The organism is Paenibacillus sp. FSL R5-0517 (genome assembly GCF_037974355.1).
GTDB lineage: Bacteria > Bacillota > Bacilli > Paenibacillales > Paenibacillaceae > Paenibacillus.
In genome coordinates, this window is the sequence record NZ_CP150235.1 from 6,354,875 (window position 1) to 6,379,811 (window position 24,937).

General features: G+C 51.1%; 19 protein-coding genes. 2 read left to right on the plus strand and 17 right to left on the minus strand.

All coding sequences use genetic code 11. From position 1 onward, the window contains the following. Positions 1 to 253: 253 nt before the first annotated feature. The gene (locus tag MKX40_RS28375; protein WP_339238351.1) at positions 254 to 2,047 is read right to left on the minus strand and encodes a vWA domain-containing protein; all 1,794 of its coding nucleotides are present in this window, start codon (positions 2,045 to 2,047) and stop codon (positions 254 to 256) included. 262 nt (positions 2,048 to 2,309) lie between these two features. Here MKX40_RS28375 and MKX40_RS28380 point away from each other — a divergent pair, with 262 nt between their 5' ends. Continuing rightward, on the plus strand, positions 2,310 to 2,453 hold the full coding sequence (locus MKX40_RS28380; RefSeq protein ID WP_165980303.1) for a hypothetical protein: 144 nt from the start codon (positions 2,310 to 2,312) through the stop codon (positions 2,451 to 2,453). Positions 2,454 to 2,455: 2 nt separating this feature from the next. Continuing rightward, on the plus strand, positions 2,456 to 3,388 hold the full coding sequence (locus MKX40_RS28385; protein WP_339238355.1) for a hypothetical protein: 933 nt from the start codon (positions 2,456 to 2,458) through the stop codon (positions 3,386 to 3,388). Positions 3,389 to 3,881: 493 nt separating this feature from the next. On the opposite strand, the gene MKX40_RS28390 is transcribed toward MKX40_RS28385, so the two are convergent. The 16 genes from MKX40_RS28390 to cobJ form a co-directional block, all read right to left on the minus strand. Then, positions 3,882 to 5,468 carry a DEAD/DEAH box helicase gene (locus MKX40_RS28390; protein WP_339238357.1) on the minus strand — a complete coding sequence of 529 codons (1,587 nt, stop codon included), beginning with the start codon at positions 5,466 to 5,468 and terminating at the stop codon, positions 3,882 to 3,884. Positions 5,469 to 5,918: 450 nt separating this feature from the next. Further along, the gene (locus MKX40_RS28395; RefSeq protein ID WP_339238358.1) at positions 5,919 to 7,370 is read right to left on the minus strand and encodes a SulP family inorganic anion transporter; all 1,452 of its coding nucleotides are present in this window, start codon (positions 7,368 to 7,370) and stop codon (positions 5,919 to 5,921) included. Positions 7,371 to 7,901: 531 nt separating this feature from the next. Next, positions 7,902 to 9,572, minus strand: coding sequence for an AarF/ABC1/UbiB kinase family protein (locus tag MKX40_RS28400; RefSeq protein WP_339238360.1), 1,671 nt, complete (start codon positions 9,570 to 9,572; stop codon positions 7,902 to 7,904). Next, on the minus strand, positions 9,573 to 9,953 hold the full coding sequence (locus MKX40_RS28405) for a phasin family protein (RefSeq protein WP_253441470.1): 381 nt from the start codon (positions 9,951 to 9,953) through the stop codon (positions 9,573 to 9,575). Between the two features lie 72 nt (positions 9,954 to 10,025). Continuing rightward, positions 10,026 to 10,664, minus strand: coding sequence for a ThuA domain-containing protein (locus MKX40_RS28410; RefSeq protein ID WP_339238365.1), 639 nt, complete (start codon positions 10,662 to 10,664; stop codon positions 10,026 to 10,028). Positions 10,665 to 10,708: 44 nt separating this feature from the next. Beyond that, positions 10,709 to 11,428 carry an SDR family oxidoreductase gene (locus MKX40_RS28415; RefSeq protein WP_339238367.1) on the minus strand — a complete coding sequence of 240 codons (720 nt, stop codon included), beginning with the start codon at positions 11,426 to 11,428 and terminating at the stop codon, positions 10,709 to 10,711. 183 nt (positions 11,429 to 11,611) lie between these two features. After that, positions 11,612 to 13,111 carry a cobyrinate a,c-diamide synthase gene (locus MKX40_RS28420; RefSeq protein ID WP_339238369.1) on the minus strand — a complete coding sequence of 500 codons (1,500 nt, stop codon included), beginning with the start codon at positions 13,109 to 13,111 and terminating at the stop codon, positions 11,612 to 11,614. A 356-nt stretch (positions 13,112 to 13,467) separates the two neighbouring features. Further along, positions 13,468 to 14,553, minus strand: coding sequence for a cobalamin biosynthesis protein (locus MKX40_RS28425; protein WP_339238370.1), 1,086 nt, complete (start codon positions 14,551 to 14,553; stop codon positions 13,468 to 13,470). After that, the gene (cobM, locus tag MKX40_RS28430; protein WP_339238371.1) at positions 14,546 to 15,343 is read right to left on the minus strand and encodes a precorrin-4 C(11)-methyltransferase; all 798 of its coding nucleotides are present in this window, start codon (positions 15,341 to 15,343) and stop codon (positions 14,546 to 14,548) included. Before cobM ends, MKX40_RS28425 begins: the two co-directional genes overlap by 8 nt. Further along, on the minus strand, positions 15,340 to 16,155 hold the full coding sequence (gene cobI, locus MKX40_RS28435) for a precorrin-2 C(20)-methyltransferase (RefSeq protein ID WP_339238373.1): 816 nt from the start codon (positions 16,153 to 16,155) through the stop codon (positions 15,340 to 15,342). The genes cobM and cobI overlap by 4 nt, the downstream gene beginning before the upstream one ends. 11 nt (positions 16,156 to 16,166) lie before the next feature. Beyond that, complete coding sequence (cbiE, locus tag MKX40_RS28440) at positions 16,167 to 17,450, minus strand: precorrin-6y C5,15-methyltransferase (decarboxylating) subunit CbiE (protein WP_339238375.1); 1,284 nt, start codon at positions 17,448 to 17,450, stop codon at positions 16,167 to 16,169. After that, positions 17,413 to 18,549: a cobalt-precorrin-5B (C(1))-methyltransferase gene (locus tag MKX40_RS28445; protein WP_339238377.1), complete on the minus strand. Its 1,137-nt coding sequence runs from the start codon at positions 18,547 to 18,549 to the stop codon at positions 17,413 to 17,415. Before MKX40_RS28445 ends, cbiE begins: the two co-directional genes overlap by 38 nt. A 1,110-nt stretch (positions 18,550 to 19,659) precedes the next feature. Next, a complete protein-coding gene (locus MKX40_RS28450) occupies positions 19,660 to 20,307 on the minus strand; it encodes a precorrin-8X methylmutase (protein ID WP_339238378.1) in 648 nt (215 codons plus the stop codon). Between the two features lie 71 nt (positions 20,308 to 20,378). Further along, positions 20,379 to 21,149, minus strand: a complete 771-nt coding sequence (gene cobK / locus MKX40_RS28455) for a precorrin-6A reductase (protein WP_339238380.1) — start codon at positions 21,147 to 21,149, stop codon at positions 20,379 to 20,381. Next, a complete protein-coding gene (locus MKX40_RS28460; RefSeq protein WP_339238382.1) occupies positions 21,146 to 22,453 on the minus strand; it encodes a sirohydrochlorin chelatase in 1,308 nt (435 codons plus the stop codon). The genes cobK and MKX40_RS28460 overlap by 4 nt, the downstream gene beginning before the upstream one ends. A 294-nt stretch (positions 22,454 to 22,747) precedes the next feature. After that, complete coding sequence (cobJ, locus tag MKX40_RS28465) at positions 22,748 to 24,673, minus strand: precorrin-3B C(17)-methyltransferase (protein ID WP_339238383.1); 1,926 nt, start codon at positions 24,671 to 24,673, stop codon at positions 22,748 to 22,750. Positions 24,674 to 24,937 lie beyond the last annotated feature (264 nt).

Below are 24,937 nucleotides of genomic sequence, written 5' to 3' on the forward strand. Positions count from 1 at the left end.
GTCCTCCTTTGATTAACAAAGTTGGAACTACAACTTCATTACACATGCCACTCCGATGACAGAATAACCTTCCGATCGCTGTTATCCCCAGATTTTTTCGATTCACTTTTACAAAGTGAAAATCCGGGGATAAAGGCGAACGCTTCCGCTTCTTCACGTTATTTCTGTCCTCTGCGTTCTCGTGTAAACAGTTGGTCCCAAATTTTATTGGCATTCCTTTTAAACCAACAATCAATTTAAATCAAATAATCCTTCACACCAGATACTCAATTAAAATGGTCTTGTCCGCCTGTTGCAGCGGGATGCTCAGTCGGTCACCGTTCTTCAGTTCAACGCCTGAGCTTGCATCGACTGCACGACCGGATTTCTCCAACGTACCGCCTGCGGTGTTACGAATGATAATTCGATCGCCATTGCTGGGCGTAAATACATATTTTTCGGTTTCCTTCAGCTCAGGGTCCAGTTGCAACAATTGATGCAGATGGAATCGGCCCCGGAAGGATACCAGCTTTTTATATTGTGGATATGACTTGTCGCCCGTGTTCTCATCACGAATCTCAACGATCATCTGACCGACAAAGCCCCGGTTTTTGCGTTTCAGCCAACCCATCAGGAACCAGATACCAACACCAACCACAATCAGGGCTACAATACCCAGAATGACAGGTAACCAAGGGAACGGCTTGTCCTGTTCACCGCCTGGCGTGGTCGGTTGAGCACCGCTTCCGGTTGCTCCGCCTGCGTTAATCGTGATTGGCGCACTTTCACGGTAGAAGCTGTCTTCTTCCGCACGGATGACCAATTCATAGTTATGATTGTCCGGTACTTCAAATGTTCCAGCAAAACCAGATCCTGTGTTTTCCAGCGGTTGTTCTTCACTCTTGCCTGTATCCACATCTTTCACGACCAACGTGGCCTTCATATCTGCATACAGATCATTATCCTGAAGTGGCTGACCGCCATTCTCCAGTTTGGCAGCAAGATCAACCTTGTCCCCTTTGGTATAGGACTTGGTCTTAATCGGGTCCACAACGAGCTGAAGATCATAGTTGAACAGCAGATTGATATCGATGCTGTCTTTCGGAGCCCCTTTTACCCGAAGTTTCCAGTCTCCCTCTTGGGGTTTCAACAGCTTCACGAGCGAATAACTCTTCGATGTCGAGAGCTTGGCTGCATCCGAGTTCAGGTCCACGGCTTGTCCGGAAGGGTCCATCAATTGCACTTCCACCGGCTTCGAGGACATAATCGAGATGTTTGCTTCCAGCACACTGTCATTTGGCACGTTCACGGTAACTTCCTGATAACTGCCGTTTCCTGTCACAGAGGGCAGCTTCACCACATTGAGTTTGGCATGATCGGCGAAGATCTCACTCAGAATCTGTGGCAGATCATCCGGCGTATCGGTAATGAATGACTTGCCTCCGGTCTGCTTCGCGAGGTCTGCGAGTGCATCCTTGTTCAACTTGCCATCCGCGTTCAGTCCTATTGTATACACCGGAATACCTTGATCCTGTGCTTCCTTCACGGATTTCGCCAGATCAGCGTCGGATTGTGCCTGTGTACGGCCTTTGGTTTTGTTAAAGTCATTGTTGCCATCCGCCAGCAGCACGATCATTGGCGAGTGAGATGGGTCTGCACCATGATTCAGTATGTTCATGGCTTCGGCGACACCAACTGAGACATCGGTGTATGGCCCCCGGCCGAGCTGATCAATAAAGTCCTTCAGGCTGCTCTTGTCCGCATCGGACTGAATCGTAAGCATTGCCTTTTCCCGCTCCACCTGATCGGTATAAGCGACAATCCCTACCTTGTCCCCTTGGACGGGCAGCATATCAATAAACATTTTCATGGCTTCATTACTGATCTTGTCACGGTCACTTGTATTCATTGAATTACTTACATCGGCTACAAGTACCGCATCGATTCCGCTCGTCTGTGCCTGAGCCGCTGCAGCGTGTGGCAGCAACGCCTGAGGTAGCAGTAGCGTTAGAATGGCCAGCAGAACCATCGTTCCGCTCAGCCAGCGTATTTTGCGTGTCCGCAGCATTGGGTGTACTCCTTCACGTTTGAGATTAAAATGGGAATAGTTTATTATAGGCGTCAAGCCTTAAGGAAATCTTAACAGTCTACTAATAAATTCTGAAAAGCACCCCTATCTTGAGTTACAGTTTTGTAATGACTGACAAAAATCGACGATTTCATGCCTTGAACTGGCACAAAAGTACCAACTATGGAAATATGATATAGTTATTGCCAGCAAACTGCAATATAACAGCGCTTGTTTACCAAGCCATAGAAGGGAACGGATTATGGTTACATACGGATGCCTCGCCATATTGTTTCTTTTTGTCATTATAAAGGTAATTGCACTCCAGCTTCATCGGCGGAAACCGGTCTCCCGCGAAGACACGGATCGTACCCTCTACACTATTCTGAATGGTGAGCGTGATTGAGCATGAGTACTAAACTAGTCGTATCCATAAGACCATTTCATCGAACGACCTATGCCTATGAAAAGTTGCAAGTCTGCACACGTTGCGGACAGTATACCTGCCTATGGGAAGATGAGTGCACAGCCTGTGGCAGGGGTACCCTGATTTCCGTTCAGGCGAAAGCGACTTCCCGTGTGAAACGTCGAATTGCACGCGACCTGTTCATTACCCTATTGTTCGGTGCAGCGGCCACCTATTTTGGTGAAACCATAGATCAGACCATGGCGGCAGCCAGCGTTTCCCTGTTGCTTCTGGCATTGCTGATCTTCATGCAGAATCGTTCGTTCGAAGTAGAGCAGCAGCGCGAGTTGAAGCGCATGTTGCAACAGGATGAGGAGCTCATCCGTCAGGGCATCAACCGCAACTGGGCTCTGGTCGCCGAAGCCCGCAAGCAGGATGAAGCACTGGCCTATGAGATGCTTCGCGAGATCGGCTCACTCGTCTTCAATGACCGGATTCGACTGCAACAGGTTGCGCTATTACAATCCTTTGTCCTGCGCAGTGATATGGACTTGCAGCTCAAGCCCTTGCTGCTACGCAGCTTCGAGCGGCTGCTGGCTGAATATATCGGTGAGATTGCACGGCTTAAGCCGGAATTGATCCGGGAAGACGCGATTCGTTATATCGCAACCTATGAAGTGAACATTTTACAGCTCCACAATGGAATTCAGATTCTTACAGCCGTAGCTGCTGCTGCCGTGCGCAAGAGTAAATATATTGAGTTATTCCCTAGTCTTATTACCCGCTACGCTCGCTTTATGCCCAAAGATCGATTCATGAGACTTTATCACACGATTGAACGCTATCCGAGCAAAGCACGCGGAGGACTGGCGGAGTCGGTGGGCCGAGTGTATAACGAGAAATATCGGGATCAGTACGCAGATATTCACATGTAGGGATGACATACTGGAACTGAAAAAACGTAGTTTAGTGCAAACTCACTCCGTGTATATAGACGATTGCAATTTCATCCATCCCTGCATGCCCATCAACACCACGAATCAAAGGTTATGCTTCTAATGATATAAGAATTCAGCCAAAAACACCCCATCCTTAGGTCTAGGATGAGGTGTTTTGAATTTTATGGAAGTTTGCCGAGTGTTGTCCGCAGTACACGGTCAAAAGAAAAACTAGATGGCCAATATCTAAATGGCATCTTCCATGGATCAAGCAGGCGTGCCAACAGGCACTCGCAGATGACAAAAAGAATAAGCGGAAAGAATCATCTGTCCTGTTGAAAAAGGGCCGCGACGTGGTTCCGCCCGCGACCCTTGATCTTGAGGGTTCGGCACGCCTGTACCCGAACCCTCTCATATATGCCATGCCAAACGCTGTGGCATGGCATAGTGCCTGCGCAACTGCGGCTATATCGCCGCTTGCGCCAAGGCTTTACCGTCCGCGACGAGAATCGCGACGGTCGCCCTTCGCCGGTCCGCGTCCTGCGGATTCCGGACGGCGAGAGCCTTCGCTGCTGCGCCCGGAGGTGCGCTTGTCAGCACTACGGCCAGCCCAGCCGCTGCTGCGCTCATCGCCACTGCGACCTGCACTGCGTCCGCCTTGGCTCGCACCGCGGCTACTGCTGCGGCCACCTTGGCTTGCTGCGCCTCGACTGCTGTCGCTGCTACGCGCAGAGCCACGGCCTGCACTGCGCTCGTCGCCACTGCGGCCACCGCTACGACCACCACTGCGTCCACCTTCGCCACCGCGGGAACCACGACCCCCACGTCCGCCATCTCTGCGATCGTTACGGCCTGCACCGCGACGTGCGCTGCCTGTTCCGGAAGAGCGTCCGCCTCGTTCGTCATCCCCCTGACTGTTGATGGAACGTCTAGCTGCTCCTGTTGATGCAATTGGACCTTCGCTCGTCCACTGAATACGGGACAGCTTCTGGTCGATCCCTTGTTCAATACGTGCAAGTTCAGGTCTGTCGTGCTCTGTTGCAAACGTTACAGCAAGACCTGTACCGCCTGCACGGCCCGTACGACCAATCCGGTGGATATAACTTTCCGCATCATGCGGCATATCGTAGTTAAAGACATGCGTTACACCTTCAACATCAAGTCCACGTGCAGCTACGTCTGTAGCAACCAGCACTTGCAGTTTGGCATCGCGGAACGCTTTCATGACGTTCTCACGCTTGGATTGGGACAGATCTCCATGAAGTTCATCACTTGCATAACCTGCTTCACGCAGATCTTGGTTCAGCTTGGATGCACGACGCTTGGTCCGGCAGAAAATTATCGCCAAGTATGGGCGATACGTATCAATCATGCCGCGAAGTGCTTCAAGCTTGCCGCGATCCGTACATTCCAGCACCTGCTGGCGAATTTGTTTGATCGGGATTACCGATTGCGAGGATACTTTTACATCTTCCGGATCTTTCATATAGGTCTTCGCAAGGTGGCGAATACCCTTCGGCATCGTTGCGGAGAACAGCATCGTTTGGCGTTTGTGTGGCAGCTCGCTAAGAATCGTCTCCACATCGTCCAGGAAGCCCATGTGCAGCATTTGGTCGGCTTCATCCAGCACCAGTTTTTTGACATTATTCAGCTTCAACGTGCCCCGGCGCAAGTGATCCAGGAGACGACCCGGTGTACCGATAACGATCTGGGTGCCGTTCTGCAATTTACGCAGTTGCTTGTCCACATCCTGCCCGCCGTATACGGCAAGCACGTGCAGTTTATCGTCGTTTGCCGTGAGCTTCTTCGCTTCTTCCGTAATTTGCAGCGCAAGCTCACGCGTAGGCGCGATAATCAACGCTTGCGGCGAACGGTCAGATACATTAATTTTCTGAATAATCGGCAGCAAAAAAGCCAGCGTTTTCCCTGTACCTGTCTGTGCCTCGGCGATAATATCGCGTCCACCCAGCAGTACCGGAATCGAACGCTCCTGTACCGGAGTCGGCACGGCGATGCCCTGATGTTTCAGGATCTCGCACCATTCCGGGCGAATGCCCAGTTGTTCAAAGTTTGCCAATCGTTACACCTCTGTATATTCATTTAGATAAGTCCATTTCATAATGACTTCAGTATCAGTATCTGCCATTAAGACTAGTTTTCCTTCGTTCAATCATGATTATGAAATGAATTTTTTAAAAAGCAATCCACTCGTTGCTCTTCTTCTCCATACCCTGTAGTTTACACGTTAGTCAAGCAAAACAAAAGGGGATACAGCGTTACACCCCCAAGTTGTAGCACAAAACCCCAAGATCAGCTTAACTTGTATCGACCAAGTGAGTTTGAGTCGGTTAATAAGAGACTCTAAGTCTGCCTTCAGGTTGCTGATCTGTGGATATGACCGACCTAGCATGCCTCAGGCTCAAAAAAAACAGCGATGCCCTCTCCCCGATTTCCGGAAAAAGTGCGCCGCTGATTATAAATCATCTTTTTATGTTATCTATTCGCTGTTTACTTCGTTCCAACCAAATTATGAACCATGCCCGCCAGCTGTGGCAAATCCACTCCGTTCAAGAATTCGAGTGCTCTCTTCATTCAAGCCACGCAGGTGCACGGTTTTGCCCAGCTTCGCGTATTTAAACTTCACTTTGCCAATGGCCACAACCGCGGTATTATCCCAGATATGTGACCCTCCGAAATCAATCGTGATCTCCTTCGGATCAGCTTCTGCATCGAATTCATCCACGAAGCGGGACGAAGATCCAAAGAAGAACGGTCCGTGAACCCGGTACACCTTCTGCCCTTGTTCCTGGCTCGCCTGTACGCGAATCTTGGTCTGTTTCCAGCCAAAATGCAGCACACTTAGCACAACGCCGACCATGACCCCAATCGACAGATCGTGGGTATAGACCACAATCGCCACGGTCACGATCATGACAAAGGCTTCCGCCCGTGGCACGCGAGCAATATTTTTGATGGAACTCCAGTCGAATGTTCCGATACACACCATAAACATTACACCGACGAGCGCACCCATCGGTACCTGCTTCACCACACCGCTGAACAGCAGCAACAGGATTGCGAGAAATGCACCCGCAGTAAACGTGGATAATCTCCCACGTCCACCAGACTTCACATTAATGACCGACTGCCCAATCATCGCACAGCCGCCCATGCCGCCGAACAAACCGTTCACAAAGTTCGCAATACCCTGACCACGCACCTCACGGTTCTTGCTGCTCTTGGTCTCGGTCATCTCATCCACGATGGTTGCGGTCAGCAGGGATTCCAGCAGCCCAACCAGTGCCATGGTAAATGAATAAGGCAGCAGAATCATCAGCGTATCCCAAGTCCATGCAATATTCGGCAAGTGGAACATCGGCAGGGTACTTGTGAGATTTCCCATGTCCCCTACTTTACTTACATCCAGATGAAATACCACCGTAATAATCGTCATCACGATGATTGCAATCAATGGAGATGGAGCAGCTTTGAAAAAACGTGGCAAAATATAAATGATCGCCAGCGTGCCCGCCACCATCGCATACATAATCCAGTTCGCTCCCGTGAAGTGAGTTAACTGCGCCATAAAGATCAGGATCGCCAGTGCGTTCACGAATCCGGTCAATACCGAATGAGGGACAAACGTAATAAATCGCCCAACCTTAAATATGCCTAGTAGAAACTGGATAACACCCGTCAGTATCGTAGCTGCAAAAAGATATTCCACACCATAATCCTTGACGAGTCCAACCATCAGTACCGCCATTGCACCCGTTGCAGCCGAGATCATACCGGGTCTTCCACCTGCAATCGAGATCACAATCGCAATGGTAATCGAAGCGTACAGCCCGACCATGGGATCGACTCCTGCAATGATGGAGAAAGCAATGGCTTCCGGAATGAGCGCCAGCGCTACCGTAATGCCTGCCAGCACATCTCCGCGAATGTTGCCAAACCATTGTTGTTTTAAAGTATTCATATATTCTCTACCGTTCCTCCTACATGTCATTACTCAAATTGGAAGATGACCCTGAAGCGTAACGGAAGCATTCATCACTGATCAATACACTCAGCAATTAATAACAGTGTGTGAGACAGCACAAAATAGCGGAATCTTCTCCGCACAATTGCCTATGCATCTAAGTTACATGCTCATTCACCACCCCTATCGTATGGATAGTTGGGTGAATCATCATGTCTGTTTTCCGTTCCAGTGTTTTGCTTCTGTTCCGTTACAACGATCAGTTATCTTCTTTGTGTGACATCCTGGTCTGCTCCAGATGCCCATGGGTTTCCCTCTCTCAGAAAAACCGGGTCCGTTATTCTACTGACCTATTATTATAGTCACTGGGATGAATATGTACTAATACAGTTAAGCCCTAAAAATAAAACCTTATCTCCTATTATCTTAATATTTCTGTGATATACTCATCCATCCTCTATTCACGAAAAATAACCCGCAAAGATCCTTTGAAGAAGGTCTCTTTACGGGTATTCTCGCGATACTATGTTAGAATCTTCCTGATTTGAATATCGAATATAGCAGGAAAGCCACCATCAGAATTGCCACCAGGAAACCAATCTCAATGACCGGAATATCCCATAGCATCGTGGACTGATGACTGATCGACGAACCGATAATCAAGCCGACCATAATGATACAGAAGGCAAGTAACACGATACTAAAGGACAGCCGATTACTAATCTGGTCCATTCTGCGCATGAGTGCATCCAGTTCAGGGACACTGATCTCCAGCCTCAGCTTGCCTTTGCTAATAATGGATGATAACTGTCTTAACTGCCCTGGCAGACCAATGACACTCTCGGCCATATCAGCCGCACTGCGGAACAACCGATTCTTGATTCTTCCGGCGCTAAAACGTTCCTTGATCAGCTTCCGCCCAAAGGGCTCGGCCATATCAACAATGCTCAAGGAAGGATCGAGATGTTCAATCACACCTTCCATCGTCAGCAACGATTTACCAAGCAGGAGAATATCGGCAGGCATCACCACCCGATGCCTCTGGGCTACGCCGAACAGATCATTCAACGCCTGACCCACACTAATCTTGGAAAAGGGAATATCGTAATATTTGGTACGCAACTTGTCCAAATCCACATGAAGCCCACGCAGATCCATATCATCCGGCATCATGCCGAGCTTCTCAATGGCCCGGATCATGCTGTCCGTATCTTTGCGCATTAACCCAATAATAAGGGAAGCAAGCTGCTGTTTCATCTCATCGCTAAGGCTTCCAACCATACCGAAGTCTATAAAGGCAAGACGTCCATCCTTCAATACCATCAGGTTGCCCGGATGTGGGTCAGCGTGGAAGAATCCATGAATAAAGATCTGATTCAATAATGAGTCCACCAACCGCTCAGCAATATTGTTCAGATCATGGCCGCGTCTGACCAATTCATCACGATCATTGAGCTTGATCCCTTCGATATACTCCATAGTCAGCACACGTGAAGACGTCTGATCCCAGTAAATTGTCGGGATTTTCACCTTGTTGTCCTGTTGGTATTGCTGTGCAATCTTTTCCGTATTCCGGCCTTCGACCGTATAATCCAACTCAGCCATCAATGCTTGAGCGTATTCTTCTACCATCTGCGGAATCTGATATTGCTTCACCCAATCCCAGCGCTTCTCGGCCATGGCTGTCAGCTCACGCAAAATATCCAGGTCACGCTGCACAATACGCGATATACCGGGCCGCTGAATCTTGATGGCTACCGATTCACCGCTTCGAAGTTTGCCCAGATGCACCTGTCCAATGCTGGCCGCAGCTACAGGGGTATCCTCGAACCGGGAAAAGATCTCCTCCAGCGGTGTATCCAATTCCTGTTCCAAAATACCCCGTGCCGTCTCGGAAGAGAACGGCGGGACCTGATCCTGCAACTTCACCAGCTCGCGAATGACAGACTCAGGCAATAGATCTGCCCTTGTGCTTGCGAGTTGCCCCAGCTTGACGAAAGCCGGCCCCAGCTCCTGCAGCACAAGCCTGATGCGTTCACTCAGCGTTTTGGTGGTATGTGCTTCACGCGACATCCACCGTCTGGGCAGAGCCAGCAACTGGAACAGCCCCAGCTCCTCGACCATATAACCGAAGCCATGACGCACCAGCGCCATGGCAATTTCACGGTATCTGCCGACATGTTTGATTCGCACGGCCATCTACTCGATCTCGTTTCCTTTGAGAGGAGGAGGAACTTCAAGTGGAGCCGGGGATTCATCAGGTTGAAGCTGTGGTGAGTGGCCCAGTTCGGCAAGTTTTTTCTCCAGAACGGCAACTCGCTGTTCCAGACTGGTTACATCGCTTTCGGATGCCACACCCGCTTCCTGAAGCACGCGCTTGACCTGTTCCTGAATCACTCTCTTGAACTGGCCTTGTTCTTCATCGCCCCGTTCCATCAGGCGTTCAACCAAAGCTTTGGATTCACCGGGCGCAAGTTCCCCGCGCTTGACCAAATCATCCACGGTTTTCTCAATTTTTTCTTTGCTTACGACAGTAAGTCCAAGCCCTAACGAGATCGCCTTTTTGAACAAATCGCTCATTTTTGTCATCCTCCTCTTCGTTGATCTCTATATTATACTCCTTCTACTCCGCATGCAAAAATGTCCATCCGATCAGACGTAACGCGCAGCCCATTTGCCTGCTTGCAGAAGTAATTTACGGTACGTTTCGTGTGCAAAAGACGGTACATGGTGACCTGGCATAAGATAAACAATACGTCCAACACCATATCGATGAGCCCAAACCGCAGGCTTCGGTCCATCTTCGGATTGATATTCCAGCAATATTTTCGTTTCGGCAAAAGAACCAAACTCGAACTGATACGGCTCTTCTTCCATTGTGAAATTCGAGATACCCTCCGTCACGGGATGGCTTTCTCCCGTTACAGTGAATTCAAGTGGTGCATAAGCCGGATGATGCAGGAACTTGGCACCGATCATCTGTTTGAGTTCATAACGATTTTGGAGCGAAATGCCGTTATGTATAATGACCAGTCCACCCCCATTACTCACATAGGACAACAAACCTGCTGTCTGCTGTGGAGAGACTTTCCCCTTCCAATCGTCCATGTAGGAGATGCACACATCAAATCCGGTTATATTTTCTTGCAGCAACATATTTCGATTCTCACTGCATTGTACAGTCATCGTATCATGGAAAATCCGGCTGATCTCCGCATCCACACCCTGAAGCGGGTGCCAGTCCGGATGTGTATAATCGCCTAGTAGCAATGCTTTTTTACGTTGATCCATTCAATCAATCTCCTTTCTTGTTCACCTCACTGTATAAAAACCAACTACCAGGGGAGTTTCTCTCCCTTGTAGTCCACATATGCGGGCTGATCTCCTTTAAATTGTTCATGGCGGTCGATAAGTACAGCGATATGCTGTGCAGATTGCTCGGGCGTGAGATCCGCAGAAGCATCCAGTTCACCCCGCATATAACTCTGTACCCAACCAGGATGTACAAGCATCACTTGTCCGCCTTCATCCTTCAGACCATTGTGCACAAGACGGGCCTGCATGTTCAAAGCAGCTTTGGACATACAATAGGCAAACCATCCATCCCGACTGCATTGCTCTATGCTTCCAGCCTCGGAAGAGATATCAACAATCAGTTTGACCTGTCCTTGAAGAAGGAGGGGTAACAGGGAATGAGTCACGCGCAGTGTACCTAAGGTATTCACATTAAATACTTCAGCCATCTCCGCCATATTCATCGGCCCGCGGATATGATCCGTAATACTTCCTAGTATAGCCGCATTGTTGATCAGCATATCCAAATGATTCGTATCCAGCTTCAATGTCTCCGTGAACAGAGCCACCGACAGGTCGTCCGCAATATCCAATTCGATGGCGCGCAGATGGTCAGGATATCCTTCTGCAAGCATGCGAATTCCCTCGGAATCTTCCACGTCCAGACCGGCCGCATACACGAGATATCCTCTCTTCAGCATCTGTGCCGTCAAAGCGAGCCCCAATCCCCGAGCAGCTCCGGTTACACATACAGTTCTCATCCTGATGTCCCTCCCTCGCATAATGATTCTGTCTTTAACTCATTCCACATATTCATCTGAAAACCTTTAATTCGGAAATGGGATCGCCAACTTCACGACCAAAGACTCATGAGATAAAAATCAGATTAGAGCCATTTTGCTTATTGAATTCAGCCATCGTTTTGAACTGTCTAACCGTTGCTTTCACTCCTGAATATATCGCTCCTTCCGATAAGCCTGACAATGCTCCACCCATCTTCGTGCGGCTGCCGGGTAAGAGCCCAGATGAACGTGCGTATACCCCGCCACGATGTTGCCTGTCGCATATCCTTCTTGCTTCAAGCCACGTAACCCTTTGGTCTCATACGCATAAGGGATCGTCTCTTCGTCACGATAGCTCATCGTGGAATAATGAAATTCATGACCCCGAAGCACCTCACCCTTTTTCAGCAAAAAGGAATCCTGAACGCTGCTCACTTCACGGTATCCAAGCGCAGCTCGCTTCTTCTGCATCTGCACCTGTGCGGGGATAATACCCGCCATGTGGAAGGTGGCACCCTCACGGTTGGTCAACGTTTCCCCAAGCACCATGTAGCCCCCACACTCGGCAAATAAAGGCATGTTGGTCTGTGCCGCCTGTCGAAGTCCATCCAGGAATCCTTGGTTACCAGCAATCTCTGCTGCAAATTCCTCAGGAAATCCACCACCCAAATAGATGCCGTCCACATCCGTTGGAATACCTTCACCAGCGAGTGGACTGAAATATTGTAATCGAACCCCGGCTGCTTCGAGCAATTCCAGATTGTCGGGATAATAGAAATTAAATGCCGCATCGCGCGCAACGGCAATAACAGGCTGTAGTGCATATGATACTTGTCGATTATTAACATTGGTCATTGAATCGGAATGTGAATCGGAATTTGAGATTGATTCAGCATGATCTGAATCCGTGTGGACAGCGGTTGAAGGGCTCATGTCTTCTGCATTGAGCGGTGGAGCACTTGCCGCCAGTTCAAGCAGAAGATCCAGATCAGTGCCTTCCATCAGCACATCGGCAGCACGTTGGAATAACGGTTCCAGTTCACCACGCTCAATGGCTGGCACCAGTCCCAGATGTCTCTCCGGGATGGACATGTCTTCGTCCCGCTTCAGCCAACCAACCACCGGAATGCCGCACATCTGCTCGATGGCTTTTTTCACAATGGTATAATGACCTGCACTTCCACAACGGTTGACGATCACGCCGGCAATATTTAATGCAGGTTCCAACTGTTGAAAACCCAGTACAATCGCGGCCGCACTGCGAGCCATGCTGCGTACGTCCACAACCAGGATCACAGGGGTCTGCGTGACCAGAGCAATCTCTGCAGTTGAACCTGTATTACTGAGCGGATCTTTGCCATCGTAGAGGCCCATAACGCCCTCGATAATGGAAATATCATGTCCGGCTGATGCCTGCTGGAACGTATCTCTCACATACTCAGGTGATGTCATCCATGCATCCAGATTACGTGACGGTCTGCCCGTAACGGCAGTATGATAGGTCGGATCAATATAGTCCGGGCCGCATTTGAACCCTTGTACACTCAAACCACGCCGGGCGAGTGCTCTCATCAGCCCCAAGGTTACTGTCGTTTTTCCTGCACCACTTCCGGTGCCTGCAATGATCAGTCGGGGTCTGGCGTTACGATCTGCAATGGTCATTGTCATTTCCACCTTTTCTTGCGATATCGAATATCGAATCCTTCAGCTCCGCTGAGAACGTATAAATTCTATAATCCAAACAAAACCGCATCACATAGCGATGCGGTCAAGATTATTGCACTCTCTTTATTCATAAAATGAATGTTACACAATAATGGAGAGGACAGAAATAACCTGAAGAAGCGACGTTAGAAGTTTTCTGAAAGAAAGCTGCTTCGTAACATACAACTGACCTTTATCACCAGATTTTATCCTTTAAAAAGGGAATCAAAAATCCATGGATAACAGCGATTGAAATAGTATTCTGTCATCGCAGTGCTATTGTGTAAAGTAGATTCATTTCATGCATATCTCTACTAAAATAAAACGCGTGCAACGGAGATCGTCAGATTGCCGCTCTTTTTCTTCTCCAACAGCCAATGATCCGCTCCGGAGGAAAGCAACGCCGCAGGTTCACTTACGCCATATGCTCCCGTATATTTGAATACCGTCTCGGATGGATTCGCAAGCTTCACTGTATTCAGTTCCTCAGGGGTGTAGGTTACGAGTTCCCAGCCATATTTGGCGCAGAGGGCCAACAGGCCTTCTTCATCTTTTTTCAGATCAATTGTGGCAATGTTGCGCACACTCTTCACGGAAAGGGATAACTCTTCCAAGGTAGCAAGGACTTCCTGCTCCAATTCCTCGACAGATGTGCCGCGATTACAGCCCATGCCGAGCACGAGGCTTTTCGGACGATACAATACACCATTGGTAAGAAAACGTTGCTCTTCTTCTGCCGAAAGCAGACGGTCACTAACGACCAGCGCAGCATTGAACGGGAAGGATTCCGTTTCCTCCAGACTGCTGAAGACACGGATATGATCCGGCACGGGTTTGTTATATCTCCACCAGTTCCGCTCCCCCGTCTCCTGAATGAGAGCCACAGGTTCTTCATTCACAACAGCCGCACTGACAGGGGTTGCCTTGTCGAAGCTGTCTACGATCCAGCCCAACTCCCGCCCAAACATGTCCACCGGAATGGTGCCTTGCACGTCTGAAGCTGTCGTGATAACAGCACGTGCGCCGAGTACCTCCGCAACCTGACGAGTTAACTCATTTGCACCGCCAAGGTGACCAGACAGCACGCTGATGACATTTTCGCCGCGGTCATCAATGACCAGGACGGCAGGATCGACTTTTTTGTCCACCAGAATTGGAGCGATCATACGCACAACTGCCCCCAGGGAGATAAACAGAATGATGCCATTATATCGTTTGAACAAATCAGGCAAAATCAGCTTCACCGAGCCTTCGAACAACTCAAAACCCAACTGTTCCTCATCGCCACGAGCAAACTTGCTCATATAATACACGTCTGTACCCTGGAACTGCCCTGCCAGATTACGCACCATCTCCACACCATGCTTCGTGATGGCAACAGCTGCAAACGGATTACTCACCGGACTTCACTCCCTTACGGTAGCCATGGGTGAAGGATTTATCATACAGCTTGGAACGGTGGGCATCGCGGTTCACGAGATCCGGGTCAAGCGCCCAGCCTGCCAAGATCATCGCATGCATTGTAATGCCGGCGGCACGCAGATCCGCTGCCAGATTGGCAAGCGTGGTCCGTACAATCTTCTGATCAGGCCATGTTGCCCGCTGCACAACTGCCACAGGAGTATCTTCACTCCAGCCTGCGGCGAGGAATTCAACCACGACTTTTTTCGCCAAAGTCGCACTCAGGAAGAGCGCCACCGTACAGTGATGGGATGCCAGATCACGCAGCTTCTCCCGTTCAGGCACAGGGGTACGACCTTCTGCACGTGTCAGAATAACGGTCTGCGTCAGTTCTGGTACGGTCAATTCCGCCCCTAGTGCAGCTGCTGAAGCAAAGACCGAACTCACACCCGGAATGATCTCATATTCCACGCCCTGCTGTTTCAGCAGTACCATTTGTTCCAGAATTGCGCCGTACATCGCCGGATCACCCGTATGCACACGAGCTACACTGCGACCCGCACGAGTGGCTTCACACATCAGCTCAACCTGACGCTCCAGATCCATGCCAGAGCTTTGCAGCACTTCTGCTTCGGGCTTCGCAGTTGCAATCAGTTCATCGTTCACGAGGGAATCCGTATACAGCACCAGATCTGCACTTCTCAAAATGTTAGAACCTTTCACCGTGATCAAATCCGGATCGCCCGGGCCCGCACCTACAATGTAGACTTTCGCTTCCAATGTCTTCATTTGCTCACCACCATCAGGCTTAGATATTCCAGCTCCTGCCCTTTCAATTCACGGGCATCGCGCCAGACCAGTTCATATGGAGAAGTGACCTTGGTGACAACCGACGCTTTGCCGCCGAGTCCCATCTCGTCCAGCAATTCCAGCATCGGGTCAAGCACCTTCGCCACTTTGATAAATACAATCGTATCGTGATGCTCAATTGCCTGCCGCATGGCTTCTTTATCTGCCGTAGCCGGAATAATGCCCACCTGTTCGTCTCCGTCTGCCAGATGTATATCCAGCGCTGCCGCTGCACCCAACACGGATGAGATGCCCGGGATCGAGCTAATCGATACTTCAGGATGCAACTCTCGCATCAGCCGAGCCAGATGAATAAATGTGCTGTAGAGATTCGGGTCACCCTCAGTTACAAAAGCCACATCCTTGCCTTCCTTGAGCGCACCCCAGCATGCTTCAACGGTCTTGCCCCACTCGCGTTCAAGCACAACCGGGTCCTTCGTCATCGGGAAGATCAGACCAAGCATCTCTTTTTCTTCCGGGTTCACATACAGTTCCACAATCTCGTGGGCGTATGATTTACCGCCTTTACGTTTCTTTGGATATGCGACCACCGGGCATTCGCGAATCATCCGGTACGCTTTCACGGTAATCAGTTCCGGGTCTCCCGGCCCAACACCCACGCCATACAGTGTACCGATGGCTTTGTGATCCGTTGATTTATGTTCCAATGGTTCTGCGGAAGTGCTTCCCCACACAGTGTTTCCTGTTGTGCTTGCAGTTGTTGTGCTAATGCTGCTCTCCCCCTTGTTCATTCATTGAAAAATCACTCTGCTCCGTCTGCGGATTCCGTTTCTTCGGTTACTGTGTGTTGTCCTGTAATGACATAGATCGGATTGAGTCCGTCAAAACGGGTCATATTCAGGATCGGCTTGCTGCGCGCCGTCTGCAACAAGGTCACGGAGGCGTCCATGCCTGCTTCGCGCATCGCCTTCATGCTGTCATGCAGCGTCTCGATGGTCGCTGCATTCACTACGAGGCGTCCCTCCGGGCGCAGCCGGGACGCACACAGGGCGATCAGCTGGCCGAGTTCGCCGCCGCTGCCGCCAATGAACACCGCATCCGGATTCGGTAGTTCGTCCATCCCTGCTGGTGCTTTGGCATGAAGGACGGTGAAATCGGTCCGGAATTTGATCCGGTTGGCCTCGATGTTCACGAGGTCACCTTCGTTCTTCTCGATGGCGAAGACCTGGCCCCGCGGCGCCAGCCGCGTGCACTCCACCGCCACCGAGCCTGAACCTGCGCCGATATCCCACACGATGCTGTCCTCGCCCAGTTTCAGCTCGGACAAGCTGAACGCGCGGACTTCACGCTTGGTGATGAGGCCTTTTTCGGGTTTGCGCTGATGGAATTCCTCATCTGCAAACCCGAAGCCTTTGCGCGGCGCGGGTGCATCCTTGCGGCGCAGCAAAATCACGACGTTCAGCGGGCTGCATTCTGCTGCCGCCAGCTCGTCGAGGGTGTAATGGCGGGCACGTTCGTCTGCCCCGCCCAGATTCTCTGCAACGTAGGCATCATACTCGGTCATGCCGAACTGTTGCAGATAAGCCCCGATCGCAGCGGGGCTGTTGTGCTCATCCGTGAGCAGCGCAATTTTGGCTTTGCCATCGATGCGCTGGGCGAGGCCTTTGAGCGGGCGACCGTGCACGCTTTCGAGCACGGCATCGTGCCAGCTCTCGCCAAGCTGGGCAAATGCCAGCTGCAGTGAACTGAGATTAGGCCGGATCTCCAGTTGATCCGGGCCGATTTGGCGCGCTAAATACCCGGCAATGCCGTAGAACAGCGGGTCACCCGAGGCGAGCACAACGACGTTGTGTGTGGCCTTTAACGCTTTTATTTTCACAACGAGATCGCTTAAACCGCTCTTAATCGCTAACCGTTCGCCTGCAAATGCAGGGAAATACTCTAGCTGGCGCTCTCCGCCAACGAGCACATCTGCCTCCTGAATGAGATTCAGGCTATCCGTTGTCAGTCCTGCTGCACCTTCTTCACCCACGCCAATGATGCGGATTTTACGATTCTTTGCTCCAGTTGCTGTCTTCGAGTTCACTGATTTCCGCCCTCCCCAGTTCCATTCCTTTCATTGTTACCAATACTACTTCCACTGTCACGCCGCCTCCGGCATGTTCCAAACAGTGCCGACAGGCGTATGTACATAACTTTTCAAAATAGGGCAAGTACCCGGCTTCGGTCATCATATCTGCCACCTGAGTGGCCGTGTTGGCTTCCTCGATCGCTTGCGCCAGTTCATCCCCGGCTCCAGTCTCGCGGGCCACGGACGCAAGAAATCCAAAATCCACCGGCGCACTCTTGGAGTGCACCATCATGACGCCTTGGGCCACTTTGGCAAATTTGCCTGGCATCCCGACCAGCGTGATGCGTTTCATGCCCAACCGTTTACCGTGTTTGATCGCAAAGCCGACAAAGTCACCCATCTGGATAAAAGCTTCCTCTGGCAGATCGGGCATCATCTTCATGGCGTATTTCTCACTACTGCCGCCCGTCGTCAGTACAATATGATCACATCCGGATGCCTGAGCAACCGAGATGGCCTGCACCACACTGGCTCTGTAAGCAGAGGTGGAGAACGGAACGACCACGCCGCGTGTACCTAAAATGGAGATGCCACCCAAAATGCCCAGACGGGAATTCAGTGTCTTCTTGGCCATCTCTTCGCCGTCCGGCACGCTGATCACAACCCGCACCCCTCTGGCTGTGCCGTGTTCGGCGAGCACCTGGGTGACGGCTTCGGTAATCATGCGGCGCGGAACGGGATTGATTGCCGCTTCGCCCACAGGCACGGGCAGTCCAGGCTTCGTGACTCGGCCTACGCCTACGCCCCCATCTAGCTCCATGCCCGGCTCGTCCCGCCAAGACACATGTGCGATAATCTTCGCCCGATGTGTGGCGTCCGGGTCATCTCCGGCATCTTTGATCGTGGCACAGGTCGCTACGCCATCGGTCAGTTCCTGCTCGATCAGTTCGAACGAGTGGTCAAAGCCCGCGGGCAATGAAACCACGGCCTGCGCCGGAATCATACCTGTTAACAGGAGCTGCGTGGCCCCTTTGGCAACGGCTGTGGCACACGCTCCTGTGGTGAAGCCGGAACGCATGGGTTTGTCGGGATCTGGTGTATTGCCGCCTTTCATGGGTTTTGAACCTCCCGTCCTTTAATTAGCTAGGTGGCATTACGCTCTGTGCTTGCGTGGTGGATTTTGGCGCTTGGTGACCGCTACGGGTACGGATCGTTCTTATGATCGCTGTTGTCTCCAGATTTCCTTGATTCCCTTTTGTAAAGGGAGAAATCCAGAGACAAAGGCGAGTGTATGCTTCCGAAGTAGCTTTCTTGCAGAAAGCTTTGAGCTCCGCTTCTTCAGAATCGATTCCGTCCCCTTCGCTGCTATCTGCTTCTGCATCCACCTGGCACAGTGCATAGTGCCACCTCTTGGGCTAAACAATGCCCTGAGGTTTTTTTGGGTAACTAATCATTCCATGCCCGTAGGACTTGGCATGGAATGTAGTTACTTGGTTTTGAGCTCGTTTAGGCTTCTACTTTGGGTGGACCGCTCCGGGGCCGGATCAATTATATGATTCCGGTGTCCCCTCGCTCCTACCTGCTCCTGCATCCACCTAGCACAGAGCGTAGTGCCACCTCTTGGGCTAAACAATGCCCTGAGGTTTTTTGGGGTAACTAATCATTCCATGCCCGTAAGACTTGGCATGGAATGTAGTTACTTGGTTTATGTTTGAGCGTGTGCTGTTCTTTTTTCTAGTTGCTGATACTTGAGGATTGACCACCCTATGACGGTGAACCATGCTTACCCGTACAATCCGTTTCAGTCATGCGGCATGAATGCATGCCTTTTGATGACATCTACATTTCTAACGAATCGAGAAGACGTTATTTGGGCCAAATTCCTTAAACAAAAATTGTAACGAATCGTAGTGACGTTATTTCATTAAACAGACGTTGTTTTCACCACTTTTTGGCGTGTTTCACCGGAATAGCGTTACTCAGATTCGTTAGAATATGAAACGGATGATAATCCGCAATATAAGGCCTGTGAGGTTCGTTAGAGCTTATTAAGTTTGCTAGAATTCCTTAAAGTCCTTTAAGGTTCGTGGTACGTTAAAGCTCGCTAAGGATCATTAAAGCTCATTACGTTCGCTAGAATTCGTTAAAGTTTGTAACGCTCGTTTGTTTGCGTCGCGATTGCCTCTATTCACCTGTGGTCGTTACTTAAAATTACTTAAAATGACTACGCCTTCACGGCCATCAGGGAGATGGCGTTCAGGGCGGCCACGACGATGGTACTTCCGCCTTTGCGACCGATGTTGGTGATAAATGGGATGTCGATTTTGCGCAGCTCGTCTTTGGATTCTGCTGCGGATACGAATCCAACCGGCATGCCGATGATCAGGCCCGGTTTGGCTTCGCCTTCTTTGACCAGACGGATCAGTTCCAGCAATGCTGTTGGGGCGTTACCAATGGCGTAGATTCCGCCTTCGTATAATTGGTTCGCTTTACGTGTCGAGATGATGGCCCGAGTGGTGTTCAAGCGTTTGGCTTCCTCCATCACATCGGGATCGGAAATATGTACATGCACATCTCCGCCAAAACCGCGAATGCGATCCTTGCTTACGCCAGCCTGAATCATCTGTACGTCAGCGATGACGGATTGGCCGGCACGAAGCGCTGCAATCCCTGCTTGAATGGCATCCGGGTGGAACACCATGCTGCGGCCCAGTTCGAAGTCAGCCGAGGCGTGAATGACACGCTGTACCACTGGATATTGCTCAGCCGTGAAAGGATGCTCACCCAGTTCCTCCGTGATCATCTCAAAGCTTTTCCCCTCAATCTCCTGTGGCTGTACGGTCAACGGTTTAAATTCCGTTTTGAAATCCATGTGCATTCCACTCCTTCTACTCGTTGTGTCATTCAAAAATTCATTATTCAAATTAAAACTATTGGGGTGCTCTACTGCACCAATACACGCTCCAACTCATCCAGTACACCTTCAAAATGATCAAACACCGTTCCGAATTCAGCTTCAGGGCGTGAAATCAACACGACATGAATGCCCAGCTCCAGTGCAGATTGGATTTTCTCATCCACCGCTCCGGTCTTGCCGCTCTCCTTGGTAACCATTACCGTCGTCGCATAGTGCTTGTACAAGGCTTCATTCATTTCACGGGAAAAAGGTCCCTGCATCGCAATAATATTGCGCTGTTCAACGCCAAGCTCACCGCATTTCTCCATATTATCGAGACGTGGAAGCATGCGGGCAACGAGACGAATGTCCGGATCACCGAGCAGGTGCTTGGTGAAAATCTGTAACGTTTTGCTACCTGTCGTCAGCATGACCGAGCCCTTCAATTCTTTGGCCTTGAGTGCCGCTTCATCGTAGGAAGACACGACATGCAGCAACGCATGATCATCGTACGCGAGACCCGTGCGCTCGTAACGAATGTATGGAATGCCCGCTTGTTTGGCTGCTTCCATCGCATTGGCATGTGCTTCTTCGGCAAATGGATGACTTGCATCCACGATGGCACGGCTACCTTTTTCACGCACAAGTTCCACCATCGCTTCCACGGTCAAACGGCCTGTCCGAACAGGTAATCCGGCCTCTGTCAGGCTATGGGCAGCACTGTCGGTTACGACAGAAGTCAGCACGTCTGTACCTTGCTGCTGGATCTGTAGAGCGAGTTCCCTGGCATCACTCGTACCACACAACATGAAGATCATGGACGATTCACCTGCTCCGAAGTTGCTGCAACCTGTGACTGATCGGGAGAAGCCGCTTCTTGTACGATTCCTTCTGCGTCACCCTGGTTGTTCCGATTATCTTCGTGCTCGTGATGCGTATGATGCAACTCTTCATCGTGATCATGATGATAATCGAGTGACGTTTGACGATCGCCGGCAGTATTCGCGTGATCATGACTGTGGTCATGCTTATGTGTATGGTCATCGTGTGCATGTACATGCTGGTGGTCATGCTCATCATGAAGATGAGAGTGATCATGGTCCGAATGATCGTGGTTGTGCGCATGATTGTGCTCATGATGGTGGTCGTGACTGTGCTCATGATGGTGGTCGTGACTGTGCTCATGTCCATGATCGTGATGATGGTCGTGATCATGGTGGTGATCGTGGTCGTGGTCGTGCTCATGCCCATGGTCGTGATCATGATGATGGTGGTGGTGTTTGGCTGCTTCAAGTCTGAATTGACAGTTATCACAGTTGGCTGTTACCCGTCCGTATAACCCCTCATGGGCCCGCTCCAGTACCAGTTCAACCAGCTTCGGGTGGAAGCCAAAATATCCGCCAACCTCAACCTGAATGTCTGGATGCGCCGCTGCAAATTCTGCGGTCATTTCATCAATACGCTTGATCAGTACACCTGTGAACAGGAAATAAGGCATGATGATGATTTTCTTCGCGCCCAGCAAGAGACAGCGTTCCAATCCATCCGGGAAAGAGGGTTGAGTCACACCGATGAAGCTGCTTTCCGTCCACTTGTAGGGCAGTTTCTCCCATAACATCCGAGTCATTTTGAAAAAGTCACTGTTGGCATCCGGGTCACTGCTTCCCCGTCCAAGCACCAGTACGGCAGTCTCTTCATCCGTCACCGGAGCAGGTGGAGCCGCTACCGCTGTGCCGCCTTGGGATGCGACAAGTACAGGTTGTGCTTCTTGCAGACGGGTCTGCATGATTTGGACAACTTTCTCGTGAACACCGATTGGACGACCGTATACGAACTCCACCTGCGGATAACGTGCCTTGGCGCGGTCAATGGCGTTAGGAATATCAATCTTGGCATGACCAGCAGCAAACAGAATGATCGGCACCAACACAACACGTGTCGCACCTCGGTCCACACAAGCGGTAACACCATCAGCAATACTTGGTCTCGTTAATTCCAGAAAACAGGTCTCCACCAACGTATTCTCAGGTGCCTTCGCTGCTACCTCATGTGCAAACTCCTTCAGTTCCCGGTTCCCCTCGGGATCACGGCTCCCGTGTCCCACCAACAATATTGCATCCATCTTTGTTATTCCTCCCCCGTCTGACCCGCAGATCAGACTTTTCATATTCATTCAGCACTCCAGTTCATCCGGCTAAAACTGCGCCAAACCAGTCATTCCATCCATTCACTGCATTACTCGTAAAAATCAATCCATCTATGTCAGCTGAAATCCAGCGAATATTGCAAAATATTAGATAGGTCCTGACAAGCTGTACCCTCATGTCTCCACGAAAGAAGTCGTTCAGGCAGGGACTTAATTAATGATTACTCAAGACTTATTTATAAAAAATTTAGTAAGGAATTAAGTATGGAATTAGTCACCACATATCGGGTTTACTTCCACAATGACCGGTGCATCTACATGGCGGAAGCCTTGAATTACACCGACTCGTTTGAAAAACTTGTGGAATCGCTCATTCGGATGGCCCTTTTCCTTGTAATCCGCCACAATACGTTCCACAATGCCACCGATCTGATCACCCGGAATTCCCTCCGCTACGGGCTGGGCAGGGTGAGCATTGCGGCCGAATTTCTTGCCGCCGAGAAACAGGTCATATGCACCTTTGCGATATACGATGCCGATATCCTCCAGTACTGCCCCGTAACATGCCATACCGCAGCCATTCAGCGCCACACTCGTTTCTTTGGGTGCACCCAGTCCGCCAATCACGGCCTGCAAATGGTTAGCCATCGGGACAGCATCGTCCTTCTCCATATTGCAGAAGTCACAGGCCTTCACCTTGATGACATCACCAATCGGTACAACGATAAAATTCGCTGCACGCAGCTCTTCAACCAGCGAGTCCGGTTCAAATGTCGGCACTCTCAGAATAATCTGGTGCTCCGGCGTGTACTCCAGTTCGCCGTCTTCACTTGCACACTGCGCCAGCAGCGCCATCTGGGCTGCGGTGAATTTTTTGTTGCCCACGCCGGGCGACACGCCGACTTCGAACAGCGGCGCCTTACGCCCAGGCTCGGGCGCGGTGCGTACCGCCGTTGCGGTCGCAGCCTGGGGTGAACTTGCTTCTCGGCTCGGCGCTGCTGCATTCAGCCAGCGGCTCGCCGATTCGCCCGCGAGCGCGCCGCCTGCCGCGAGCCGTGTCAGCGCCTCGGCGGCCAGCGCAGCTGCGCTGACGCGTGGCGCTTCTGCGACTCGGCCCGGAGCGGCCTCTGCCGCAACGGGCGCAGGTCGCTCGCCGGCAAGCACGGCGGTGCCAGCGCCGCTCGCCGAGCTTGCCGCAGGCATAATGGCAGCTGCCCCAGTGGGCGGCTGCCCTTGCGGAGCCGTGCCCGCTCCGGCGCTTGCGCCGCGCAGGGCTGGCTCCGCCTGTGGCTGCGCGGCCGATGCAGCGCTGGCCGCGCTCTCGCCCGCTGCCTCGCCGGAGGCGGCAGCGCGGGCTTCCCTTGCGCCGAGCGACCATGGCTCGGCTTCCGTGCGTAGTCGCTCATGAGGTCTGAGCGACTGTTCCGCGGTGTTCAGCGTATATTTCCGCTGATACCCGCGGGGGGTGACCATGAGTCCTTCGTACATCATGGTCGAGGAGTTGCCGATAATCACGGTCGTCAGCATGCCGATATCATGATTCAGCATATCCTCCAGTGTGGTCATGACAACGTCCTGACGCTCACGGTATGCACTTTTCACTAGACCTACGGGGGTCTGTGGGTCACGATAACGCAGGATCATTTCCTGTGTCTCCACGATCTGGCGTGTGCGCCGTCCACTGCGTGGATTGTACAGGGCAATGACAAAATCAGCAGAAGCTGCGGCTTCAACCCGGCGAATAATGGTCTCCCACGGCGTAAGGTGATCACTAAGGCTGATCGTACATGCATCGTGCATGACAGGGGCACCCAGCAGTGATGCACAGGACTGAATGGCCGATACGCCCGGAATAACCTCGACGGCAACACCCGTATCCGGCTTCCAACCTTGCTCCATCAGCACCTCGTACACCAGTCCAGCCATACCATACACACCTGCGTCACCGCTAGAAATTACGGCAACAATTTTGCCCATCTCCGCCTGTCGAACCGCTTCTTGTGCACGGCTTACTTCCTCGGTCATGCCTGTACGTACAATCGCTTGCCCGTTCAACAGAGGGCGAATAAGATCCACATACGTGTTGTATCCGATAATTACCTCACTCTCCTGAAGTGCTTCGAGTGCCCGCTTGGTGATATGTTCCATTGCTCCCGGGCCGAACCCGATAATCAGCAGCTTGCCTTGATCTTGCATGATTTCTCCTCCTTCATCACACTTGTCGTACTGATCTAAACAGTGAAGAAGGGCGGCTATGCCGACCTTCTCCCCCGCTGTACTGCATGTTCAACTCGTCAGCTCTGTTTACTCAGACTATCGAACAAGGCTCTTACATCAACCGTTATGATCCAACTAATCTATTCCTCTACCTGCAATTTCCCGACACAGGGTAGGTATCGCAAGGATGTGCATTTATCTAAAAAAACAAAAAAATCCCATCCTTGTAACGGATGGGATACG

What these genes read in the sequence shown, in the direction of transcription:
- MKX40_RS28375 (WP_339238351.1), bottom strand. Translation starts at nt 2,047, where the DNA reads ATGCTGCGGACACGCAAAATACGCTGGCTGAGCGGAACGATGGTTCTG.
- MKX40_RS28380 (WP_165980303.1), top strand. Translation starts at nt 2,310, where the DNA reads ATGGTTACATACGGATGCCTCGCCATATTGTTTCTTTTTGTCATTATA.
- MKX40_RS28385 (WP_339238355.1), top strand. Translation starts at nt 2,456, where the DNA reads ATGAGTACTAAACTAGTCGTATCCATAAGACCATTTCATCGAACGACC.
- MKX40_RS28395 (WP_339238358.1), bottom strand. Translation starts at nt 7,370, where the DNA reads ATGAATACTTTAAAACAACAATGGTTTGGCAACATTCGCGGAGATGTG.
- MKX40_RS28400 (WP_339238360.1), bottom strand. Translation starts at nt 9,572, where the DNA reads ATGGCCGTGCGAATCAAACATGTCGGCAGATACCGTGAAATTGCCATG.
- MKX40_RS28405 (WP_253441470.1), bottom strand. Translation starts at nt 9,953, where the DNA reads ATGAGCGATTTGTTCAAAAAGGCGATCTCGTTAGGGCTTGGACTTACT.
- MKX40_RS28410 (WP_339238365.1), bottom strand. Translation starts at nt 10,664, where the DNA reads ATGGATCAACGTAAAAAAGCATTGCTACTAGGCGATTATACACATCCG.
- MKX40_RS28415 (WP_339238367.1), bottom strand. Translation starts at nt 11,428, where the DNA reads ATGAGAACTGTATGTGTAACCGGAGCTGCTCGGGGATTGGGGCTCGCT.
- MKX40_RS28420 (WP_339238369.1), bottom strand. Translation starts at nt 13,111, where the DNA reads ATGACCATTGCAGATCGTAACGCCAGACCCCGACTGATCATTGCAGGC.
- cobM (WP_339238371.1), bottom strand. Translation starts at nt 15,343, where the DNA reads ATGAAGACATTGGAAGCGAAAGTCTACATTGTAGGTGCGGGCCCGGGC.
- cobI (WP_339238373.1), bottom strand. Translation starts at nt 16,155, where the DNA reads ATGAACAAGGGGGAGAGCAGCATTAGCACAACAACTGCAAGCACAACA.
- MKX40_RS28445 (WP_339238377.1), bottom strand. Translation starts at nt 18,549, where the DNA reads ATGAAAGGCGGCAATACACCAGATCCCGACAAACCCATGCGTTCCGGC.
- MKX40_RS28450 (WP_339238378.1), bottom strand. Translation starts at nt 20,307, where the DNA reads ATGGATTTCAAAACGGAATTTAAACCGTTGACCGTACAGCCACAGGAG.
- cobK (WP_339238380.1), bottom strand. Translation starts at nt 21,149, where the DNA reads ATGATCTTCATGTTGTGTGGTACGAGTGATGCCAGGGAACTCGCTCTA.
- MKX40_RS28460 (WP_339238382.1), bottom strand. Translation starts at nt 22,453, where the DNA reads ATGGATGCAATATTGTTGGTGGGACACGGGAGCCGTGATCCCGAGGGG.
- cobJ (WP_339238383.1), bottom strand. Translation starts at nt 24,673, where the DNA reads ATGCAAGATCAAGGCAAGCTGCTGATTATCGGGTTCGGCCCGGGAGCA.